Origin of the sequence: Ottowia flava (genome assembly GCF_008017535.1) — a bacterium.
Classification (GTDB): Bacteria; Pseudomonadota; Gammaproteobacteria; order Burkholderiales; family Burkholderiaceae_C; genus Ottowia; species Ottowia flava.
Genome location: NZ_VRUA01000003.1, coordinates 116,685 through 138,208, shown reverse-complemented (window position 1 = coordinate 138,208; position 21,524 = coordinate 116,685). Strand labels below are relative to the sequence as shown.

Sequence of the window (21,524 nt, the reverse complement as noted above, 5' to 3'; positions counted from 1 at the left end):
ATGAGTATTTTCAATTTCACTGAAGAACAGTCACTAGGCGAAGTTCGCAGCGTCGAAACCTCTCGAATCACCGTGCGAGTAACTGACGGGCAGCGCTTGCAAAAGGCGCGCGTTGGTCGCTTGGTCGCCATCCAGTCGATGGGAGACGAATGGCTGATTGGCATCATCGATCGGGTTTGGCGACATCCTGTCGAATTGCCGTCGTTCGCAGTAGGAGATGAACCCGCCGATCTGTCTGGCTTACCACAAGAAGAAAACGGCGTATCGATCAGTCTGGTCGGTACATACCGCGCTCGTGACGGGCAGCGTAAGAACACCTTCACTCGTGCCGTTTTCAGCCTGCCAGAAATCAATCGGCTAGTGTTCCCAATCGAGGAGAAGTCCCTCGAAGATTTCATGGGTATCTTGAGCGCATCTTCCAAGACAGATGCAGTAGTTCCACTTAAAGTTGGAACCTATACGCTGGACGGGAAGGCCAGCGCCTACATCGACGGAGATAAGCTGTTCCAGAAGCACGCAGCTCTGCTGGGTAGCACAGGGTCTGGAAAATCCTTCACGGTGGCCTCCATCCTGGAGCAGTCCGCGCAGTTGCCACACGCGAACATCGTCGTGCATGATCTGCATGGTGAATATTCGAGCATGAAATTCGCTTCGCATTACCATATTGCAGGTATTGGTGACATCAAGGCCAAGAACGACAGCGCGATCTTTTTGCCCTTCTGGCTGCTAACCTACGATGAGATGCAGTCAGTGTTTGTGGATCGATCGGGAGACAACGCGCCAAATCAATCGCTTGCGCTGATGGATTCGGTCATTGAGATGAAGCGCGCCGCTATTTCCACGCTTGGCAAGCCAGAATTGCTGGAAGGATTTACGGTCGATACGCCCGTACCCTATCGACTTGACGACCTTGTTAAATCGCTAGACGATAAGAACGACGAAGCGATCGACACCGGGGAAACGTATGCGAGCGGCCCTCGTAAGGGACAGCCGAAAACGGAAAAAGGGCCGTTGAACGGCAAGCTCTCGCGTTTCCTCATTCGCTTGAAGACCAAGATGAACGACCGTCGCTATGCGTTCATGTATCAAGCGCCAGAGGAATACGAGGCTTATGAGGCATTGCACGTACTGGCGAACAAGCTGCTCGGCACGGGTAACGTACAGGGCGGTATTAACTCCGGCATCAAGATCATTGACTTTTCCGAGGTGCCTTCCGACATTCTTCCGGTCGTGGTGGGCTTGGTCGGGCGTTTGATCTACCAGATTCAGTTCTGGAGCAGTCCGGGTGAAGACGGCGATGCGCGGCATCCCATCGTGATCGTTTGCGACGAAGCTCATTTGTACTTGCCCAGCAGTGCGGCATCGACCGGCCCGCTGGAAAAGCGGGCCTTGGAGAACTACGAACGCATCGCCAAAGAAGGGCGAAAGTACGGTGTGGGCCTGATGGTGGTCAGCCAGCGCCCCTCGGACGTCAGCACAACCATTCTCAGCCAGTGCAGCAACATCATCAGCTTGCGTCTTGCCAACAAGACCGATCAGTCGGTTGTGAAGCAGCTCTTGCCGGAAAGCCTTGAAGGGCTGATGGAAGTGTTGCCCACGCTTGATGTTGGCGAAGCCGTAGTGGTTGGCGACGCCACCTTGCTGCCCACTCGAATAAAGATGTCGAAGCCCAAATACGAGCCACGCAGCGCGACGATTCCGTTCTGGGCGCGCTGGGCCCAACCCAAAGCGGAGGTCGATCTGGCTGCCGCAGTTGAAAACATGCGGCGCCAATCACGCAACCATGAGCAATAGCGTATTCGTACCTCAGTACGAACGAATCCACCCCTTTCCATCCACTGCCATCGAATTGTTCGTCAAGCCTCGCAGCCGTCTGCAGCGATACCGACTGACGGCCCTCGGGCGTCGGCGGCTGGCGACGCATCCGGACGTTTGAGTCACAAGCGGGCTCCGACAAGCCTGCAACAACCTGTCGGGGTGCTCTCTGCTGTTCTCGATGTCGTGGGCTATGCGCAGGTGACTTACTGAGCGGCAGCGGGCGAGTTCCGGGCCTGATCTGGTAGTAGGGGTACGCTGTTGTCCAGAGCCTGCACAAAGTCCGCCAGCTCATAGCCCAGCGCCTTGAGCCAGATGCGCAGCTCGATCACGTCCAGCCTACGAACCCCCGTCTCGCACTTGCTCACGTCCGCCTGCGTCCACTCTAGGCGGCGCGCCAGCTCCACCTGGCTGACTTGGGCATCTGTGCGTTTGGCACGCAGCAGGGCAAGCATCTGCGTAAGCGCGCGGCGAACCCATCTTGAGTCTGCGGCTGTAGGCGGTAACGATGCTGTCCAGTTAGGAGATGCTGGACACGATGGCAACGGAGATGGTCAGAAGGCGCAGGAGGCACTACAGCGCCGAGTTGAAAGAGCAGATCCTGCTCGAATGCGCACAGCCGGGCGCATCGGTGGCCAAGGTTGCGATGGCCCACGGCATCAACGCCAACATCGTGCACGGTTGGCGCAAACTCGCGCGCGAGACAAATGCGCTGGTGCTGCCCGCACCTTCGTTCGTGCCGGTAACCGTGGCCGCAGAGAGTTATCCGCCCGCACCAGAGCGGCAGATCGACCTGGAGCTGCGCCGTGGCCCGTTGACGCTCAAGCTGAACTGGCCTATGACTGACACGGCTGGCCTTGCCGCCTGGTTGCGCGAGCTGCTGCGGTGATCCGCATCGACGCCATCTGGCTGTCGGTCGAGCCCTTGGACATGCGCGCCGGCACCGACACGGCACTGGCGCGCGTGGTCCAGGTCTTTGGCGCCGCCCGTCCGCACCATGCGTATCTGTTTGCCAACAAGCGGGCCAACCGCATGAAGGTGCTGGTGCACGATGGCATCGGCGTGTGGCTGGCCGCACGCCGGCTGAACAGCGGCAAGTTTGCCTGGCCGCGAGAGTTGAGCGGCGCCCTGACTCTGCAACGCGAGCAACTCGACGCCCTGGCGCTGGGCCTACCCTGGCAGCGTATCGGCGAAGCTGGCGTGATCACCGTGCTGTAGATCAATTGCGGCATCTCCCGATGGCGTGCTGACCACCGGGCAGGCAAGATGCCTGCCTGTGATCGATCTGCCAGACCTCGAAACACTCGACGCCGAGCAACTGCGTCAGGCCGTGCGGCAACTGGCGCAGCAGGTGCAGTTCAAGCAGGCGCTGATCGACAAGCTCACGCACGAGAACGCGCTCTTGAAGCGCCTGAAGTTCGCGGCCCAGTCGGAGCGCTACACACCCAAGCAACGCAGCTTGCTCGAAGATGAGATCGAAGCCGACCTAGCCGCCGTGGCGCTGGAGATCGAGCAACTGGCGCCCCGGCAACGGGAAGGCAAGAAGCAACCGAAACGCTTGCCTTTGCCTGCGAACCTCCCACGGCGCGAGATTCGCCACGAGCCGGACTCCATCACCTGCCGCTGCGGCTGCCGGATGTTGCGCATCGGTGAGGACGTGGCCGAGAAGCTGGACTACGAACCCGGTGTCTTCAGCGTGGAGCGACACATCCGCGGCAAATGGGCCTGTGCCCAGTGCGAGACCATCACCCAGGCGCCTGTCGCCCCACACATCATCGACAAGGGCATACCGACCACAGGCCTGCTGGCGCAGGTGCTGGTAGCCAAGTACGCCGATCACCTTCCTTTGTACCGGCAGGAGGCGGTCTTCGCCCGGGCTGGTCTGGCCATTCCACGATCAACGCTGGCGCAGTGGGTGGGAACTTGCGGCGTTCGGCTACAACCGCTGGTGGACGCTCTGCGTGCGGAACTGCTCACTCACCGGGTGCTGCACGCTGATGAAACCCCGGTGGCCATGCTCAAGCCTGGCAACGGCAAGACACATCGGGCGTACCTGTGGGCTTACGCACCGGGAGCGTTTGAGAACATGAAAGCAGTGGTCTACGACTTCTGCGAGTCCAGATCGGGCGAGCATGCGCGCCAGTTCCTGGGCGACTGGACGGGCAGCCTGGTCTGCGATGACTTCAGTGGATACAAGGCGCTGATGACGACAGGCGTTACCGAGGCAGGCTGCCTGGCGCACGCGCGGCGCAAGTTCTTTGATCTGCATGCCGCTGGCAAAAGCCAGATTGCCGAGACAGCGTTGGCGCAGTTTGGCAAGGTTTATGACATCGAGCGAGAGATCAAGGATGCCACTGCAGATGAACGCAAAGCCATCCGGCAGCAAAGAACCAGACCCATCATCGATGCGTTGCACCAGTGGATGACATTGCAGCGACAGAAGGTGCCGGGCAATTCGGCGACAGCCAAGGCGCTCGATTACAGCTTGCGCAGGTGGCAGGCGCTGACGCGCTTCGTCGATGACGGACAGCTTCCCGTGGATAACAACTGGATCGAGAATCAGATCCGGCCGATTGCCATTGGGCGCAACAACTGGCTGTTCGCTGGAAGCTTGCGTGCGGGTCAGCGTGCAGCGGCTGTCATGAGTCTCGTTCAGTCGGCGCGCATGAATGGGCACGACCCCTATCAGTACCTCAAGGACGTGCTGACACGTCTTCCAACGCACAAGGCCAGTCGCGTCGGCGAGTTGCTGCCGCATCGCTGGCGGCCAGAACAGAGCGCCTGATCGAAGCCATCAACACCGGTCGGCGTCAATATGGGTTCGCCGCGTGCTTACGCATCTGCTGGTATTCACGGGTGTAGAGGGTCTTGTACATGGGCAACTCGGCCCATGAGGTTGCATGCGAACATTGAATATGCGAACATCGCATATTTAGATGACAAACCGCATTTGAAAATTGGCGGGAAAAGTATTTACCCCAGAACCATCAAGGACGTCCATGTTTCAGGTTGAGCAACGCTTTGAGCGGCAGATGATTAACTTCGGAGAGAAAAATCGACCCATTCGACATTATCCAATTGCCGAAGTAGTTGCCGGTCATCTTGTTCTGCACATCATCGGAACGCAGCCAATCCAGGAGCCCGACGGCCATGTGTACAAGAGGCGTACCCATCTGATGGTGACAAAGGTTGGGATTGCTGCAGAAATTTTGAATCAGAATAACTTTGAAGAGGTGGCGGTCTTTGTGGTGATTCCACCATTGAGCCCATCCTCACCAGCGCCTAAAACCAAACGATGTACAGCCATCTTTGAATGCAGGGATCAAAATTATCCAGATACCAAGGCGTGGGGTTGTGAGTTCGGAACCGAATTATTCATTGATCCAACCGATGATGTTGATTTGGAAAATACGACGAGCAAAAAAATGCTTTGGGTATCAAAATAATCAAGCATTGAGGAGATTATTCACATGTCCCGCTTTGAGAATAGCTATCTTGCGGAATCCGTCGGCTACAACAACGGCCACGCCAATGGCATGGCTGATGGCGTGGCCGTTGGGCGTGAGCATGGCTACACCCAGGGATGGAATGAAGACACCATACACGCCAATGGCGTGATTGATGAGCGCAACCAGCTCATCGACCGGCTGTACGGTGCGAACGAGCGACTGGGTGCAGAGAATAGGCAACTGATTCCAGAGAACGAGATACTGAGGGAAGAGAACGAGCAGTTGAAGCAGCAATTACAGTTGCAACAAGAGCAGGCACAAGCCCTGCGCGCAGAGTACGAGGCGATGTTCAAGGCCTTCCTGGGTGTCGTGCCATCGCGCGCCCCGCTATGAAGGCGGTTGCAAAGCTCCCTCTGAAAGAACGCGGTCAAATTTACTACGAGTATGGGGACGAAGCGGCCAAGTTGCAGTCTGTGGAATATGTGAAGGCAAATCGCTTCCCTGGAAATTAACCGTTGATTCAGAAGTACCTTCCTATCGCTCAGCAGGTTTTCCGTCAAACCCATGAACAGCTTCAACAGCAAGAAGCTGAATCAAAACCAACGACCAAAGATCCAACTGATAATTGATCAATATCTGAATTCTTTTCAATTCTTGGGCACTTTCATGATCGTTGCAATATGTGCTGCATCGGTGCTCTGAAGGTGCTCTGAAGGTGCTCTGAAGGTGCTCTGAAGGTGCTCTGTTGGTGCGCTCATAGAGCAGTAATATGCCACCCAATGAGCAGCGTGTTGATTTCATCTATTGCACCATCGCAGCACCTACAAAGCACCAACACAGCACGCTGACGTCTCCTTGATGGCACGTAAATGTAATTTGTCTCGTTTGCGCAAAAATATTTTTTGGTCACAGGCAGCCCCGTGCAGCATTACTTCCCCGAAATTTCGCCGCCAAGCGTCAATTGCAATCCCGCCATGGCAACAGATGCTGTGATATGTGCACATTTGGGCTGGATTTGAGCACAAAATAGCCGTGAAACCCCTGTTCATCCTTGTTTTGCGGCTGTGATACGTATCTTTTTTGGCGGCGATACGTACACCTTTTGGGGGAGTAATGCTGCACTGTGACCAAGAAAACATCACCTGCAAACTGGCTACGACACACTTGCCACCGAAACACTTACGCCTGAAACCTTCCCTTGCCGCCATAATTTTCAGTGTTGATGGTGGCGTCGCCAAGAATTTTTGGCCCCGATCCACTGATATTTTTGATTTCAGAGCTTGATTTTTTTGCGCCCACTTGGCGTCCTGAATTCAGCTCTGAGTCATTCTGTGTTAATTATTGGCTGGGCATATATGGACGAAAAATCATCTGATGGCGCCTTTCGCGCAAAAGCATTTGCAAATCGCATTCTTGAGGAGGAGATGGTAGGAGAATCGCTGGCTAAAAGTACTGTAAATTTATACCTGAGAAAATTGGAGCAAATTGCAAAGAGACCATCTATCGGCGGATATTGGAAGTTGACACCAGAAATAATTGTGCGTGATTTTACTAAACGCGTTGAATCAAAGGCAATTACGCAGGCGACAGCGCGCCTGGAAAAGGCGGTGGCCTTGTTTTGGATTGCTGCGGAAGGTCGATCAGCTTATGACTCAAATTCCAGCGAGCTTTGGCGGTTTGAATGCGCATACAATGATATTATTTCAACACCTATTGGTGAATTATCGGTAAATTCAAAAAATACATCATCAAAAAAAGCGAAGGCATTTCCCGATGAAGCATTTGATATGCTGATGAACGAAGCCTTCACTTCAGGATCCGAATCCCTTCTTGATTCTCTGATATTTATTCGGGTAAATCTATTTTTGGGACTTCGCCCCGTCGAATGGTTGAATGCTCGGATCATAAATTATCAGCACAGAAATGCGTTGGGCGAGCACATATTTCAGCCCGATGGATCAGCAAAAATTTCGCCTGCTCTTGAAGTCCTGAACGCCAAGCACTCCACTGTACGTGGCAATGGTCATATGCGGATCATACTTCTTGATAGCATTGATGACGAAGGCATTCGATATATCCAGCAATGGATTGGTTTGATCAGCAAATTGAAAACTGATCGTCTGATGTCATTATCCGAAGAAGAAATTTACAAGAAGATATACGGCAGCATGCAGCGCACTATCCGTAGAGTATTGATTAAGGCTGGGTGGCAAGGGCAAAAACCGACGCTATACAGTACTCGCCATCAAGCAGTTGCCAATGCCCGCGCCGATGGACTTACTGAGAAAGAAATCGCTGCCCTATTTGGGCATAGCAGTACCAACACAGCCCGTAGACACTATGGTAAGAAAATCGCTGGTTATTCAGGAAGGACTATGCGCCCCGCTCCTGAGTCAATCTGGGCTGTTCGCAGCACGGTTGCTGTGCGCCCGAAACCTCCGCGCGGGGAGCCGTCGCCGGCATTGGGCTGACACCCTTGGTTTTTTGGTGTCCCATGAGCACGCTCCATGACACTGAAGAATGGCTCCTGTTATGACCAAAATTCGTTGTTTGGTTAAAATAATGACCAAATGACGATTGAGAGATCAAGCCTTCTCCTTGAGCGCCAGCTGTTGCTGCAACTCGGCGACCGCCTCAAGCGCCTGCGAAAGGCGCAGCGTCTGGGCACGGTAGAGCTTGCAGCACGCGCAGGCATGACGCGCAACACCCTGCGCGCGGTCGAGTCGGGCGACCCCGCGCCGTCCATCGGAACCTACCTGCGCGTCATGTCCATCCTCGGCGTGGGTGGTGATCTGGCATTGCTGGCGGGCGATGTCTTGCAACCGGCGCCTGCCGGCTCTGCGGCTGCGCGCTCCAGGCATCTGGCGCCCGTCGTACAAGTGCACGTGCGTGCCGATCCAACCAGGCATCAGTTGCAGGATTTGCAAAGCCTGGCTCTGCACGAAGAAGCCGTGCGCCTGGCCAAGACCGACCCTGCTCAGGTGCAGCAGGCGCAGGACACGCTCCAGCGCTGGCTGGCCACCGGAGATATTCGCTCTGCCGCCTTGTGGCGTGAGTGGGAGGACATTCTGAAGGCGGGCGCCTGGCGCAAGGTGCTGGCCCGCACCCGTCGTGCGCAGCAGCTGCGCCAGGCATCGCCGCTGGTCACGATCCTGCCGCCCGAGACCCGGCAGGCCATCTTGCAGCAGGTGGGCGAACTCAAGAAGGGCGTTGCAATGGGCGGCGAGCTGGACGATGCACCTGAGGGACAGCCGTGACGCGGGAGGAGCTGGAGCACATCATCCGTGCCAGCGGTGACATCACCGACCAGTACGAGTTCGTCATCGTCGGCAGCCAGTCCATCCTGGGCGCGGTGCCCCGGCCAGAGGATGTGTTCACCGTGTCCATGGAGGCAGACATCTATCCCCTGCAGGCGCCGGAGCTGGCCGACAGGATCGACGGTGCCACCTGTCCGCTGAACCTCCCCCGGCGCTTCACGCCGAGCCTGGTGCAGCGCGAACTTGTGGACGGCGGTCTGTTCGGGTGCAAGTCCGGGAGGGGCTTTTTTACACCTATCCCGCCGGCGTCCCAGCCTTGAAGTGCCAGGAGTACGCTCGTCCGAGCACAGACGCCAGGACGGAAATCCATGGTGCGGGTGCTGCCGGGGAGGCGCTCGCCGCGGCAGCGGCGAAGGCGGGACTACCCTTCAACCCTGTATCGGCGAGCGCTTGGAACGGTATTGCCATCGGCCGGCGGCAACTGCGACTGACGGATGGCTGGCCCGCATGGCAGGTCGCACGGGATGAGTGCCTCCAGGACGTTGCCGTGTTCGACGAACGATCGCGCGCAAACTGGCGCGCAGCGGGCGTCGCAGCATGAGCAACGGGCATTTTCGGCACGCCCATGCCGTACGGTATGCGGAAGGAAATGCGCGACGCGTTGGCCGCTAGCGTACCCGTCTGTGCGCGCGGCCTCAGAGCTCCTGAAGATTGCGCAAAGCTTGCCTTGCACTTCTTCAAGAACGACCTCTCAATCCCGAGTTGATGCGCCTCCCAGAACATGACGAAGTCGGAGTCGCAATCCCATGCCAAGGGCGCCGCCCCAACTGATCTGTACGCTAGCCCGCCAACGGCTCCGGAAGACACGAGCAGGCGCGGCTCGAAGAGGGTACTTTTCGGGTCCTGCTTGCAGCGTAATTGCTGAAGCCGAGTGCCTGCTTGGAGTTAGCTGTGTGATGCGGCGGCCTCCTACTCCGACCCATCCGCATCGGAGGCGGGTCCCGGCCGAGCCCACGGTGAGGAAGGCCCCTTCGACATATACACGGTTGTGTGCCGGCGGCATCGCGCCGCTTGCAGCCACGTGACTAACGTGCGGCGCTCCTGCAGGGCAGCGCGCGGCGGACAGCGCTCTCTCAAAGGCCTCGGTTTCGGTGCCCAGCAGCCGCCCCGGATTCCTGACCGGCTCACCGCCGCCGCCGAGCTGGCGGCCCCAGGTCTCGGCTCCGCGTCCTTGCGCACCGCCATCCTGGGCTCCAACACCCGCATCGCGTACCTAGCACGCATCGCGTTCGGACACGCAGGAGAGGCGAACTACCGAGTTTTCTATAACGACTTCGCGCCAGCTCTCACTTGGCTGGAGTGACCTGCATCCTTCCTCCGTACCAGTCAAAGGTAGGAAGTCCGGGGTTGTCAGCACGAGCAGGTTCATAGGTGGACCACGGGTTGACAATGCCTTCGTGCGGACCAGGCACCTAAAGCTCTGCTGCGGGCCCCGGCACGAAGACGTCACTGAAGAAGTGCTGCGAATCAAGGCCTCGTTCCTCCGCTGCCTTACGCACGGCGCTTACCATCGGCGGTGCGCCGCAACAATAAACTTCATAGGCGGTGAGGTCGGGGCACTGTGCACGCACAGCATCGTCTACCCTGCCATGGAATGCGCCAAGCGCTTCCGCGTCAAGTCCCTCTTCAATCACCGGCAGAAAGGTGAACCCGGGCAGCAGCTTCCGCCACCGTTCCACGGCGGGCAGCAGGTAGAGTCCCCTGCGGTTGCGGCCGCCCCACAACAGCATCACCGGTCGCTGCACGCGCTTCTTCACAATATCGTCAAGAAGCGACTTGACGGGTGCAAAGCCCGTGCCCCCCACAACGCACAACATGGGAGCGGTGGAGTCCTCGCGGAGTTCGAAGTTGCCAAAGGGCAGTTCCACCTGCAGAGTGTCGCCGACCTTCAGGTTCGGCACGATCTGCGTGAACTGCCCACCCGGAACGTGCCGAATATGCAGCTGGAGCGCGTCGCTCTCGTGCGGCGGATTTGCCATGGAATACGATCGGCGGCTTCCATCGGGCAGCGTCACCTGCAGGTACTGGCCGGCCTTGAACCTGGCCCGCTGCCCCGCCGGCAACCGCAGCTGAAGCACGCTGACATCTTCGCTGGCCAGCGCGTTGCGGAACACCTTGACTGTGAAGGTCTTGCGCGCGGACGGGTCGATGCGGTGCCACGCGGTCGGTGCCAGTTCCACGTCCGACAGCGGCTGGCACTGGCAGTACAAGTGCTTGCCGGCCGGCTTGGCTTCGCTGGGTGGGCTCAGGACTTCTCCGGCCACCACCCCGCCGGCGCAATTGCCGCACACCCCCTTGCGGCAGGAATAGGGCATCTCGATCCCCGCCTTGAGCGCGGCGTCCAGGATGTTTTCGCCGTGCTCGCAGGCGAAATGCAGGTCGGTTCCGGAAATGCGGATGTGGTGGGCCATGGGGTGCGCTTTTCAGGAAAGGCCGCCGAGCAGGCGCAGGCTGCGCAGCAGGGCGTCGGGCCGGGCGATGCCCTGGCCGGCGATGTCCATCGCGCTGCCGTGCCCGGTGCTGGCCAGCAGCACGTCGGCACCTATGGAGATGGCGCTGGCCGCCTGCGGCGCCAGCAGCTTGACGGGGATGTGGCCCTGGTCGTGGAACATGGCCACGTACAGGTCGTGATCGCGGTCCGCCAGCAGCACATCGGCTCCATGCGGTCCGGTGAGGTCCAGGCCCTCGGCGAGCAGCTGCCGCGCCGCCGGCGCGACGCGCTCGGCGTCCTCGCGCCCGAACAGGGTGCCCTCGGACGCGTGCGGATTGATGCCGAACAGCGCCACCCGCGGCTGCGCCAGCCCCAGCATGCGGCAGGCCCGCACGCCGGCCCGCGTGGCGGCGACCACCAGGTCGGGCGTGATACGGCCCAGGGCCGTGGCCACGCTCTCGTGCAGCGTCACGTGCACGATGCGCAGGCCGCCGCCCATGAGCAGCAGGAACACCTGGTCCTCCGGCTGGCCGCAGGCGCGCGCCAGCAGCGAGGGATAGCCGCTGAAGGGGATGCCGGCCTGGGCGATCGCGGTCTCGTGGTGCGGGCCGGCCACGACCGCGTCGAACTCGCCGGCGCGGCACGCTTGGATGGCCGCGGTGGCGCAGGCCACGGCGCTGGCACCGGCCTCCGCATTCACCTGGCCGGGCCGCGCCGCTGCGGCCGGCAGCTCGCCCGCCGCGCGCAAGTCGAGCGAAGCAAGCAACCGATGCAAGCCGGTGACGGTGGCCGCGCGCTCCAGCACCGCCGGCGGGCCGAACACGGCCACGTGCAGGCGCTGCTCGCCGGCCAGTTCATCCAGCGCCTTGAGCACGATCTCGGGCCCGATCCCGTTCGGGTCGCCGACGGAGAGCGCAATGCGACGCGTGGGGGAGCTCACAACGGCAGGGCCAGCAGCGTATCGATGACCGTGCTGTCGCACACCGCCATCCGCTCGGCCAGCAGCAGCTTGCCACCGGCCCGCACGAAACGGTCGCGATATTCACCAGTGGCGTACAGCATGGTTTCGCCGGTGTGCATGATGCGCGCCACCATGAAGGTGGTGCGGGCCACCGTGACGGTGTCGTCGGCCGACTCCAGCATCGGAACGCTCAGCAGATGGCGGTAGCGGTGTCGCTCGTAGATGTTGGCTTCGCGCAGCGCGGCGATGCGGTCTTCCAGCATGGCCCGCGAATCGGCGAAGACGATGCCGGCGGGCAGGCCCTCGCGCTCGTTGTCGACATTGGTGATGCGGTAGTGGCAGTCTTCCGTGAAGAAGGCCGGCCACTCCTCCAGCTTGTCTGAGTCGATGGCCTGCGCGTAGGCCGCGTTGAACGCGCACAGGGAGAGAAGGTCGATCACGGTCAGGCTTCCATGTGCTGGCGATAGGCTTTCCAGAAGCCGCGCACCGAGGTTTCGGTGGCTCGGCCGTCGCTGGAGCCGGTGGTCTCGCCGCCCATCTCCACCACCGCCTCGAGCCCCTGCGCGCCGGCGATGCCGCGCTGCACGAAGCCCCCCACGGCGCCGTCTTCCATCGAAATGAAACCGGCGGGTCCCACCAGGTTCAGCTGCTTCAAGCGCACCCTGCGCTGCTCCGGCGTGTCGTCGGTGAAGCCGATGTACGTCCAGTTCAGTTCGGAGTGATGCTGGCCCTTGGGCAGCACCTGGCGCACCGCGAGGCAGTTCTGGATCTGCTGCAGTACGAAGCCCGGGAACACCGACAGGATCTGCAGCGTGATGCCGTCGTCCCACTCATGGAATCCCTGTAGCACCGTGGTGTCCTTGAGCCGGTACCTGGAATGGTCCGAGCGCAGACCCTGTTCCTTGTACGAGGAGTCGGCCGCCGCCGGGTCGATCATTGAATAGCTCACGTGGTGGCCGCCCGATTCGTCGACGATCACGCCGCCCTTCTGCGACAGGCGGTTCAGCTCGAAGGTGGTGAAGAACAGGTGCAGCAGGCTGGCGTGGTAGCTGTCCTTGACGTTCTCGAAGTACAGCTTCCAGTTGTTCGGCAGGGCCTGGGTGAAGCGGCCTATCACCTCCACCGGCTTGTGCAGCACGCGCTCGATGCGCGCACAGATCTCGTCGCCCAGGTACTCCTCGATGGACGGGACGTCCTCGCTGAAGCTGCCGAACACCAGGCCGCAGTAGACCGCGACGCGCAGCTTGCGCGGCCCGTGGTCTTCCTTGCAGAAACCTTCGGGCATGCCGCCCTTGCCCTTGACGCCCTTCTCGAAAGCCACGCCCGTCAGGCTGCCCTGCAGGTTGTAACTCCAGGCGTGGTACACGCACTGGAAGTTCTGCGCCGTGCCGGCTTTCTCCAGCGCGATCAGCGCGCCGCGGTGTGCGCAGCGGTTTTCGAAGGCGTAGATCTCGCCGTCCGCGTCCTTCACCACCACCACCGGCGTGTCGCCCACGTGGGTGGTCCGGTAGCTGCCAGCTTCAGGCAGTTCGGCCTCCAGGCAGAGGTAGTTCCATGTCGCGCCGCGATAGATGCGTTCCTGCTCCCGCTGCGAGGTGGCGGGGTCGGTGTAGAGGTCGTAGGGCACCCGGGTCAAGCTCGGGCCGCGCCAGTGAATGGTCTGTTCCTGCATGGCTTACTCCAATGTGACGTTTGCTGACTTGATCACGCGGCTCCACTTCGCGGACTCGGCACGAATGAATTCACCGCTGCGCGCCGGCGTCCAGCCGGCCGGCGTGGCCCCCTGGAGAGCGAATTTCTGCTGCACGTCCGGCGTCAGCAGCTCGGCGGAAAACTGCTTGTGCGCGTAGTCGACGGCCGCCTTCGGCGTGCCGGGCGGCGCGACCATGCTGAAGAAGGTCACGGCGACCATGCCGGGGATACCGGATTCCACGAAAGTGGGCACCTGCGGCAACAACTGCGAGCGCTTCTCGTCGGACACGGCCAGGATCTTGAGCTTGCCGCCCGTGTGAAACTGGGCCGAGGAGCTGATGTTGTCGAAGAACACGTCCACGTTGGCGCCGACGATATCGACCAGGGCCGGCGCCGTGCCCTTGTACGGGATGTGGATCATCTCGGTGCCGGTCAGCTGCATGAACATGGCGGCCGTCAGGTGCGAAGTGGAGCCGTTGCCCTGCGAGGCGTAGCTGACCTTGCGGGGGTTGGCCTTCAGGTAGGCCACAAACTCCTCGACGTTCTTCACTGGCAGCTTGTTGCTGACGGCCAGCACGTTGGGTACGGTGGCCAGGACGGTCACGGGCACCCACTTCGTGGCGTCGAAGGGCAGCGACTTGTACAGGTGGTGGTTGATTGCGATGGGGCCGGGAGGCGAGACCAGGAAGGTCGTGCCGTCGGGATCGGCACGGGAGACGGACTCCGCGCCGATGTTGCCGCCGGCACCGGACTTGTTCTCCACCACAATGCCGGCCGGGTAGGCTGAACGCACCTTCTCCACCAAGATGCGCGGCAGCACGTCTGCGGTGCCGCCGGCCGGGAACGGCACGATCAGCTTGACGGTGCTGGACGGTTGCTGCGCGCACGCAAGGGTGCCGGCGCCGGCGAAGGTGGCAGCAGCCAGGGTCAGGGCGAGGCGCCTCGTGATGGGTGGGGACATGCGATGGGTTTTCTGCAAAGTGGAGGAGTGGATGAATGGGCGGCGCCGCTGGAGCAATCCTGCTTGCCTCACACCCCCAGGTATTCGGCCAACAGTTCCGGCTGGGCGCGCAGCGCCTCCCCCGTCCCCTCGAAGGCCACGCGCCCCTTCACCAGGATCACGTTGCGGTCGGTGAGGTCGGTGACGGCCTTCCAGTTCTTGTCGACCAGGATGGTGGCGATGCCGGATTCGCGGATCACGCGGATGGTATGCCAGATCTCGCGGGCGATCAGCGGCGCCAGGCCTTCGGTGGCCTCGTCGAGAATCAGCACCTGGGGGTTGGTCATCAACGCCCGGCCTATCGTCAGCATCTGCTGCTCTCCGCCGGAGAGTTGCTGGCCGCCGTGCGCCAGGCGTTCGCCCACCCTTGGAAAGGTCTGCAGCACGCGGTCGTAGTGCCACTCGCGGCGGCCGTCGACACCGGGCCGCGCCGCCAACAGCAGGTTCTCCCGCACGCTCAGGTTGCCGAAGATGCCGCGGCCTTCGGGCACGTAGGCAACGCCCATTCTCGCGATGTCGTGGATCCGCATGCCGCGGGCGGGGCGGCCGAACACCTCGACTGCGCCCTCGCGCGGGCTCACCAGCCCGATCAGGGACTTCAGCAACGTCGACTTTCCCATGCCGTTGCGGCCCATCAGGCCCACCGCCTCGCCGCGGTTCAGCGTGAAATCGATGCCGTGCAGGATGTGGCTGCTGCCGTAGTAGGAATGCAGGCCTCGCGCCTGCAGTGCGATCTCAGGCATGGTCTGCCTCCTCGGAACCCAGGTAGGCCTGCTGCACTTCGGCGCTGGAGCGGATCTGTTCGGGTGCACCCGTCATCAGGATCACGCCGTTGACCATCACCGTGAGCACGTCGGCGATCGAGAACACCGCCTCCATGTCGTGCTCCACGAGCAGGATCGCGTGCGAGGCCACCAGGCCGCGCAGCAGCTGGATCATGCGCAGCGACTCCTCGTGTCCCATGCCAGCCAGGGGCTCGTCCAGCAGCAACACCTCCGGCCGGGTGGCCAGCACGATCGCCAGTTCCAGCTGGCGCTGCTGGCCGTGGCTCAGGTCGCTGGCGCGACGTTCGGCCACGTCGACCAGGCCGGCGTCGCGCAGGGCCGCATCCACCACCGTGCGGTACGGTCCCCAGGCAGCGGCGTCGCTGAAGATGCGGGCGCCACGCGGTTCGCGCGACTGCGCGGCGAGCCGGCAGTTTTCCCGCACCGTGAATCCCGGGAAGATGTTGGTCTTCTGGTAGCTGCGGCCGATGCCGATCAACGAGCGCTCGTGCGGCGTCAGTCGGGTGATGTCGCGATCCCGGTAGAAGATTTCGCCCGAAGTGGCCGCGATGTCGCCCGACAGCAGGTTGATCAGCGTCGATTTGCCGGCGCCGTTGGGTCCCAGCACGGCGTGCACCTCGCCCCGCCGCAGCTCCAGCGAAATGTTGTCGTTGGCAGCCAGGCCGCCGAAGGTACGGCGCAGGTTCGCGGTCTTGAGCAGGACCTCGCTCATGCGGCCCTCCCTTGCCACAGGCCCTTGAGCCGGTCCAGCAACGAGATCATTCCCCCGGGCAGGAACAGCACCAGCAGGATGATGATGATCCCCATCCACAGGTGCCACTTGTCGGCGACGCCGGAGAGCACTTGCTGGAGCAGCACGAAGGTGAAAGCTCCGATCACGCCGCCCCACAACTGGCCCATCCCGCCCAGGATCAGGATCAGCAGCCCGTCGGCGGACTGGTGCCAGGACAGCATCTCGGGGTTGACGCTGCCGTTCAACACGGCGAACAGATAGCCCGCCAGGCCGGCGAACGCCCCCGAAATGGTGAAGGCAGCCAGCTTGTAGCGGAACACGGGAAAGCCGATCGCCTCCATGCGGTGCTCGTTCTCGCGGATGCCCTGGAGCGCCCGGCCCAGCGGGGAGCGCAGCAGCAACACCATGAACAACAGCAGCGCCACCAGCACCACCAGCACGAAGTAGTACAGCGTGTTGGTGTCGCTCAGGTCGAACGGCACCCACTCGCCGATGCTGGCCGACGGCTTCCCGCGCAGGTGGAGGCCGTCGGAGCTGCCGCCCAGCGCCTCGACGTCATGGAAGAAGAAATAGAAGATCTGGGCGAAGGCCAGCGTGACCATGATGAAGAACATGCCCCGCGTGCGCAGCACGAGCAGGCCGACCAGGAACGAAGCCGCCGCCGTGACGGCCATGGCGGCCGGCATGGTGAGCCAGAGGCTTTCGGTCAGGCGGTATTTGGTTCCCAGCAGGGCGAGGACGTAGCCGCCGAGGCCGAACCAGGCGGCATGGCCGAAGCTGATCAAGCCCGTATAGCCCAGCAGCAGGTCGAGGCTGACGGCGAAGATCGACAGGATCATCACGCGCGTGACCATCTCCGTGTAGAACTCCTCCTCGAAGAACGGGAAGGCGGCCAGCACCAGCAGGAACAAGGTGGCGATGACGGCGCGCGTGGGGGAGGTGATCAGCGATCTCATGCCTTGAACAGCCCTTCGGGGCGCCACAGCAGGATGGCGGCCATGACGACATAGATGGAGATGCCCGCGTAATCGGGGATGAAGACCTTGCCGAACGTGTCGGCGAAGGCGATCAGCAGTGACGCGAGCAACGCACCCCAGACCGAACCGATGCCGCCGACGATGACGACAACGAAGCTCACGATCAGCACCTGGGATCCCATCCCGGGCGACACGGTGGACGCCGGCGCGTTGATCATTCCGGCGAAGGACGCCAAGCCGACTCCCACGGCGAACACCAGCCGGTACAGCAAGTTGATGTTGATGCCCAGCAACTGCACCATGTCTCGATTGGATGCGCCCGCGCGGATGCGGGCGCCGACCAGCGTGCGCTGGATCAGCAGGTAGAGGCCCACTGCGATCAGCAGGCAGACTCCGGACATGAACAGGCGATAGGCCGGGTAGGTCATCACGTCGCCCAGGGGCACGGGGAAATCGAGCCAGGCCGGGACCGGCACGGAGTACACCTCGTCGCCCACCAGCATGCTGCGCAGGTCGTCGAACACCAGGATGAGGCCGTACGTCAGCAGCACCTGTTGCAGGTGATTGCGGCGGTACAGGTGCGAGATCAGCGCCCACTCCAGCACCGCCCCGAGCACGACGCTCAGGGCGACGCCGATCAGGATGGTGAGGAGCAGGTTCCCGGTGAGCGCGGACAGGCTGAACGCGAGATAGGCGCCCATCATGTAGAAACTGCCGTGCGCCAGGTTGATCACGCCCATCACCCCGAAGATCAGGGTGAGTCCGCTGGCCACCAGGAACAGCAGGAGGCCGTACTGCGCGGCATTCAGGGTCTGGATCAGGATGAGGGCGGGGTCCATCGTGCGTTCAGGAGTTGCCGGGGCGGGGCCTTACGGCTTGCAATCCGGGGCGGGATCGGCCAGGTTCTGCGCGACCACGTCCGTCACGACGTTCTCGGTGCCGCGGGCCACGCGCGCGTAGAAGTTCTGCACCGGGTTGTGCGACTTGGAGAAGGTCAGCGGGCCGCGCGGGCTGTCCAGCTTCGCGTTCTGCATGGCCTTGATCAATTCGGCCTTCTTCTTCGTGTCGCCGTTCACGGCCTTCAGGCCGACGTCGTACAGCTGCGCGGAGTCGTAGCCCTGCACCGCGAACAGGTTCGGCGTCGTGCCGTAGGCCTTGACGTGTGCTGCGATGAAGGCTTCGTTCCTGGGGATCTTCAGGCCGTCCGCGTAGTGCAGCGCCGTCGCGAGGCCCTGTGCGGCGTCCCCTTGCGCAGCCAGAGTGCCTTCGGTGATGAAGGCGCCGTACAGGGGGATGCGGTCCTTCAGGCCGGCAGCAGCGTAGTCCTTGACGAATTTGACCTGGCCGGCGCCGGCGACGAAGACGTAGGCGGCTTCCGGCTTGATGGTCGCAAGCTCGGTCAGCAGCGGCTGGAACTCCACGCCGGGGAAGGGCAGGCTCAGGTCCTTGAGCACCTTGCCGCCGCCCTTCTCGAAGCCCTGGCGGAAGCCCTGGACCGACTCGTCGCCCGCGGCGTACTTCCAGCTGATGGTCACGGCCGTCTTGTGCTTCTTGGCCGCGAGCAGCCCCGTGGCGTACCCTGGCTGCCAGTTGCTGAACGAGGTGCGGAACACGTAGGGCGAGCACATGGCGCCGGTGATCTCCCCGGCGCCGGCGTTCGGCACGATCAGGATGGTCCTGGTTTCGCGTGCCACCTTGGCCATGGTCAGGGCCACGCCCGAGTGGATGGTGCCGACCAGCACGTCGACCTTGTCGCGCTTGACGAGTTTGTTGGCGTTCTCGTTGGCCTTGGACGGGTCGGACTCGTCATCCAGGGTGATGTACTGCACTGGGCGTCCGCCCAGCTTTCCACCCTGTTGCTGCACGTACAGCTTGAAGCCATCGACGGTCCACTTGCCCAGGTCGGCAAACGTGCCGGAGCTGGGCAGCATCAGGCCGACCTTGACGGGTTCGGCCGCATGAGCAGCCGCGCCCGCGGCGACCAGCGTCAGTGCCGCGGCGACGCGCGTCCAGGTGGTGGAAGAAAAGCGTGTGGACATCGATGTCTCCTTTGATTTCATTGGCGAAAAGCAAGCAGTGCCAAGGGGGCACTTCCCGGGAAAGCCGACTCAGGGAACGAGCGTGGATTGCGAAACGAACTTGGTGGCGAGGTAGCCGTCGAAGGTCTCGGTGCCGCCTTCGCTGCCCATGCCGCTTTCCTTCACGCCGCCCAGCGGTGTTTCAGCCAGCGCCAGGCCGAAGTGATTGATGCTGACCATGCCGGCCTCGAGCCGATTGCTCACGTGATGGGCCGTGGCCAGCGAGTTCGTGAACACGTAGGAAGCCAGGCCATAGGGCAGCGCATTGGCCCGGGCCAGCGCTTCCTCCGTGCTCCTGAACCGGGTGACCGGCACCACGGGGCCGAAGGGCTCTTCCGTCATCAGGCGGGCGTCGTCGGGCATCCCGGTGACGATGGTCGGCGGGAAGAAATAGCCCCCGCTCGCCAGCCGTTCGCCGCCGCACAGGACCGCGGCGCCGCGCGCGCGCGCATCGGCCACCAGCGATTCCATCGCGTCCACGCGGCGCAGGTGCGCCAGCGGGCCCATCTGCGTGTCCTGCGCCAGTCCGTCGCCCACCGTTAGTCCGGCATAGATGCCGGCGAAGGCATCGATGAAACGGTCGTAGGCCTTCTCGTGCACGAAGAACCGGCTGGGCGCCATGCACACCTGGCCGGCGTTGCGGGTCTTGGTCCGGGCCAGGAAGCGCGCAGCAGCTTCGACCTCGGCGTCCTCGAAGACCAGCACCGGCGAGTGGCCGCCCAGCTCCAGGGTCATGCGCTTCATCTGGGCGCCGGCCAGCGCGGCCAGGCTCTTGCCGACCGCCGTGGAGCCGGTGAAGGAGATCTTGCGCACGATGGGCGAGGCGATCAGGTGGCGCGAGATTTCCGCCGGGACGCCCCAGACCACGTTGAAGCAGCCGGCGGGCAGGCCGGCGTCGTGGAAGATGCGGGCCAGCGCCACCACCGCGCTGGGCGAATCCTCCGGACCCTTCAGGACCAGCGTGCATCCCGCGCCGAGAGCCGCCACCGCCTTGCGCAGCGCCTGGTTGAACGGGAAGTTCCACGGCGTGAAGGCGGCGCAGACTCCGACCGGCTCGCGGATCACGAGCTGGCGCACGGCTTCGGCCCGGGGCGGAATCACGCGGCCGTAGATGCGGCGGCATTCCTCGGCGTGCCACTCGGCGTGCTCGGCGCACGTGGTCACTTCCTGCAACGCCTCCGCCAGCGGCTTGCCCTGGTCCAGGGTGATGTTGCGGGCGATCGCCGGAGCGCGCTCGCGGATCAGTTCTGCCACGCGGCGCAGGATCTTCGAACGTTCCAGGGGCGAGCTGAAACGCCAGCCCTGGAAGGCCTTGCTGGCGGCAGCCAGGGCGCGGTCCAGGTCCTCCGTGGTGGCATGCGGCAGTCGCGCAAAGGCGACCCCCGTGGCCGGATTGACGACGTCCTGCCCGCGGCGGCCGGCGGCCTCGATGAACTCGCCGTCGATGTAGAGGGCCAGCTGCTCGTAGGCCGGCGTGGTGGGACTGTGGGCGTCCATGGAAACCCTCGCGATCAGAGAAACACGCCGCCGCCGTCGACGGCGAGGGTCTGGCCGGTGACGAAGCTGGCGCCGTCGCTGACGAGGTAGGCCAGGGCACCCACGAGGTCCGCCGGTATCTGGTCGCGCTGTATGCAGCGGCCGGTGGTGCGGGCGTTGTCCCCGATCCGGTTCTGCAGGTCCGACTGCAGCACGCCGTCGCTCAGCGTGAAGCCGGGGGCGATGGCATTCACCGTGATGTGGTCCTTGGCCAGTTCGCGCGCCAGCGAACGGGTGAAGGCGATCACCGCGCCCTTGCTGGCGACGTAGTGGGCCATGTTGGGCGGCCCCTTGATCGGCACGGTGGAGGCGATGTTCACCAGTCGGCCCCGGCCGCTGGCCCGCAGCGCCGGCAGCACCGCCTTGGCGCAGTTGAAGGGCCCGAGGGTGTTCACCTCCATCACCCGCATCCATTCCTGGTTGCTGATCTGGTCGAAGGGTTTGAGCGCCAGCGTGGTGAACAGTCCCGCGTTGTTGACGAGGCAGTCGATCCCGCCGAATTCGGCGTGTGCGGCAGCGGCCATCCCGGCGACGTCCCGCTCGCTGGTCACGTCGGCCTGGGTGCCGATGGCCTTGTACCCGGCCTCGCGGAGGCGGCCAGCCGCCTCGTCGGCACCGCGCAGGTCGGCGATCACGATGCGGTGGCCCAGCTGCGCGAGGTGCTCGCTGAAGGCATAGCCGATGCCGCTCGCGCCGCCGGTGATGACAATGGTCTTGGGCTGTTCGGAGATCATGGAAGTCCTCGTTCGG

Annotated in this window: 22 protein-coding genes; 9 read left to right on the top strand and 13 right to left on the bottom strand. The window is 62.5% G+C overall.

The window, feature by feature from the left end; all coding sequences use genetic code 11:
• A complete protein-coding gene (locus FVQ98_RS04825) occupies nt 1–1,794 on the top strand; it encodes an ATP-binding protein (protein ID WP_147912302.1) in 1,794 nt (597 codons plus the stop codon).
• A 227-nt stretch (nt 1,795–2,021) separates the two neighbouring features.
• Here the strand turns inward: FVQ98_RS04825 and FVQ98_RS04820 are convergent, their stop codons facing one another.
• The gene (locus tag FVQ98_RS04820) at nt 2,022–2,270 is read right to left on the bottom strand and encodes a helix-turn-helix domain-containing protein (RefSeq protein ID WP_147912301.1); all 249 of its coding nucleotides are present in this window, start codon (nt 2,268–2,270) and stop codon (nt 2,022–2,024) included.
• Nucleotides 2,271–2,341: 71 nt separating this feature from the next.
• Between FVQ98_RS04820 and tnpA the strand changes: the two genes are divergently transcribed.
• The 8 genes from tnpA to FVQ98_RS20005 all read left to right on the top strand — a co-directional run bounded on the left by tnpA (nt 2,342) and on the right by FVQ98_RS20005 (nt 8,841).
• The gene (gene tnpA, locus FVQ98_RS04815) at nt 2,342–2,704 is read left to right on the top strand and encodes an IS66-like element accessory protein TnpA (protein ID WP_147912300.1); all 363 of its coding nucleotides are present in this window, start codon (nt 2,342–2,344) and stop codon (nt 2,702–2,704) included.
• Nucleotides 2,701–3,033 (top strand): IS66 family insertion sequence element accessory protein TnpB, encoded by a 333-nt coding sequence (tnpB, locus tag FVQ98_RS04810; protein ID WP_147912299.1) that lies wholly within the window; start codon nt 2,701–2,703, stop codon nt 3,031–3,033. The genes tnpA and tnpB overlap by 4 nt, the downstream gene beginning before the upstream one ends.
• Nucleotides 3,034–3,091: 58 nt before the next feature.
• The gene (gene tnpC, locus FVQ98_RS04805; RefSeq protein ID WP_147912298.1) at nt 3,092–4,600 is read left to right on the top strand and encodes an IS66 family transposase; all 1,509 of its coding nucleotides are present in this window, start codon (nt 3,092–3,094) and stop codon (nt 4,598–4,600) included.
• Between the two features lie 214 nt (nt 4,601–4,814).
• Nucleotides 4,815–5,261 carry a hypothetical protein gene (locus FVQ98_RS04800; protein WP_147912297.1) on the top strand — a complete coding sequence of 149 codons (447 nt, stop codon included), beginning with the start codon at nt 4,815–4,817 and terminating at the stop codon, nt 5,259–5,261.
• A gap of 24 nt (nt 5,262–5,285) precedes the next feature.
• Nucleotides 5,286–5,657, top strand: a complete 372-nt coding sequence (locus FVQ98_RS04795) for a hypothetical protein (protein WP_147912296.1) — start codon at nt 5,286–5,288, stop codon at nt 5,655–5,657.
• An 887-nt stretch (nt 5,658–6,544) separates the two neighbouring features.
• Nucleotides 6,545–7,735: a site-specific integrase gene (locus FVQ98_RS04790; RefSeq protein ID WP_147912295.1), complete on the top strand. Its 1,191-nt coding sequence runs from the start codon at nt 6,545–6,547 to the stop codon at nt 7,733–7,735.
• Between the two features lie 99 nt (nt 7,736–7,834).
• A complete protein-coding gene (locus FVQ98_RS04785) occupies nt 7,835–8,521 on the top strand; it encodes a helix-turn-helix transcriptional regulator (protein ID WP_147912294.1) in 687 nt (228 codons plus the stop codon).
• Nucleotides 8,518–8,841, top strand: a complete 324-nt coding sequence (locus FVQ98_RS20005) for a hypothetical protein (protein WP_255507630.1) — start codon at nt 8,518–8,520, stop codon at nt 8,839–8,841. The genes FVQ98_RS04785 and FVQ98_RS20005 overlap by 4 nt, the downstream gene beginning before the upstream one ends.
• 1,152 nt (nt 8,842–9,993) lie before the next feature.
• On the opposite strand, the gene FVQ98_RS04775 is transcribed toward FVQ98_RS20005, so the two are convergent.
• The 12 genes from FVQ98_RS04775 to FVQ98_RS04720 all read right to left on the bottom strand — a co-directional run bounded on the left by FVQ98_RS04775 (nt 9,994) and on the right by FVQ98_RS04720 (nt 21,508).
• A complete protein-coding gene (locus FVQ98_RS04775; protein ID WP_147912293.1) occupies nt 9,994–10,992 on the bottom strand; it encodes an FAD-binding oxidoreductase in 999 nt (332 codons plus the stop codon).
• 12 nt (nt 10,993–11,004) lie between these two features.
• A complete protein-coding gene (locus FVQ98_RS04770) occupies nt 11,005–11,952 on the bottom strand; it encodes a PdxA family dehydrogenase (protein ID WP_147912292.1) in 948 nt (315 codons plus the stop codon).
• Nucleotides 11,949–12,413 carry an aromatic-ring-hydroxylating dioxygenase subunit beta gene (locus FVQ98_RS04765; RefSeq protein WP_147912291.1) on the bottom strand — a complete coding sequence of 155 codons (465 nt, stop codon included), beginning with the start codon at nt 12,411–12,413 and terminating at the stop codon, nt 11,949–11,951. Before FVQ98_RS04765 ends, FVQ98_RS04770 begins: the two co-directional genes overlap by 4 nt.
• A 2-nt stretch (nt 12,414–12,415) precedes the next feature.
• On the bottom strand, nt 12,416–13,645 hold the full coding sequence (locus FVQ98_RS04760; RefSeq protein WP_147912290.1) for an aromatic ring-hydroxylating dioxygenase subunit alpha: 1,230 nt from the start codon (nt 13,643–13,645) through the stop codon (nt 12,416–12,418).
• A 3-nt stretch (nt 13,646–13,648) separates the two neighbouring features.
• Nucleotides 13,649–14,626, bottom strand: a complete 978-nt coding sequence (locus FVQ98_RS04755) for a Bug family tripartite tricarboxylate transporter substrate binding protein (protein ID WP_147912289.1) — start codon at nt 14,624–14,626, stop codon at nt 13,649–13,651.
• A 68-nt stretch (nt 14,627–14,694) separates the two neighbouring features.
• Nucleotides 14,695–15,408, bottom strand: a complete 714-nt coding sequence (locus FVQ98_RS04750; protein WP_147912288.1) for an ABC transporter ATP-binding protein — start codon at nt 15,406–15,408, stop codon at nt 14,695–14,697.
• A complete protein-coding gene (locus FVQ98_RS04745) occupies nt 15,401–16,162 on the bottom strand; it encodes an ABC transporter ATP-binding protein (RefSeq protein WP_147912287.1) in 762 nt (253 codons plus the stop codon). The genes FVQ98_RS04750 and FVQ98_RS04745 overlap by 8 nt, the downstream gene beginning before the upstream one ends.
• Nucleotides 16,159–17,139, bottom strand: coding sequence for a branched-chain amino acid ABC transporter permease (locus FVQ98_RS04740; protein ID WP_147912286.1), 981 nt, complete (start codon nt 17,137–17,139; stop codon nt 16,159–16,161). The genes FVQ98_RS04745 and FVQ98_RS04740 overlap by 4 nt, the downstream gene beginning before the upstream one ends.
• A complete protein-coding gene (locus tag FVQ98_RS04735; RefSeq protein ID WP_147912285.1) occupies nt 17,136–17,999 on the bottom strand; it encodes a branched-chain amino acid ABC transporter permease in 864 nt (287 codons plus the stop codon). The genes FVQ98_RS04740 and FVQ98_RS04735 overlap by 4 nt, the downstream gene beginning before the upstream one ends.
• Nucleotides 18,000–18,029: 30 nt before the next feature.
• On the bottom strand, nt 18,030–19,199 hold the full coding sequence (locus tag FVQ98_RS04730) for an ABC transporter substrate-binding protein (RefSeq protein WP_147912284.1): 1,170 nt from the start codon (nt 19,197–19,199) through the stop codon (nt 18,030–18,032).
• Between the two features lie 69 nt (nt 19,200–19,268).
• Complete coding sequence (locus FVQ98_RS04725; protein WP_147912283.1) at nt 19,269–20,735, bottom strand: NAD-dependent succinate-semialdehyde dehydrogenase; 1,467 nt, start codon at nt 20,733–20,735, stop codon at nt 19,269–19,271.
• A gap of 14 nt (nt 20,736–20,749) precedes the next feature.
• Nucleotides 20,750–21,508: an SDR family NAD(P)-dependent oxidoreductase gene (locus tag FVQ98_RS04720; RefSeq protein WP_147912282.1), complete on the bottom strand. Its 759-nt coding sequence runs from the start codon at nt 21,506–21,508 to the stop codon at nt 20,750–20,752.
• Nucleotides 21,509–21,524: the final 16 nt, after the last annotated feature.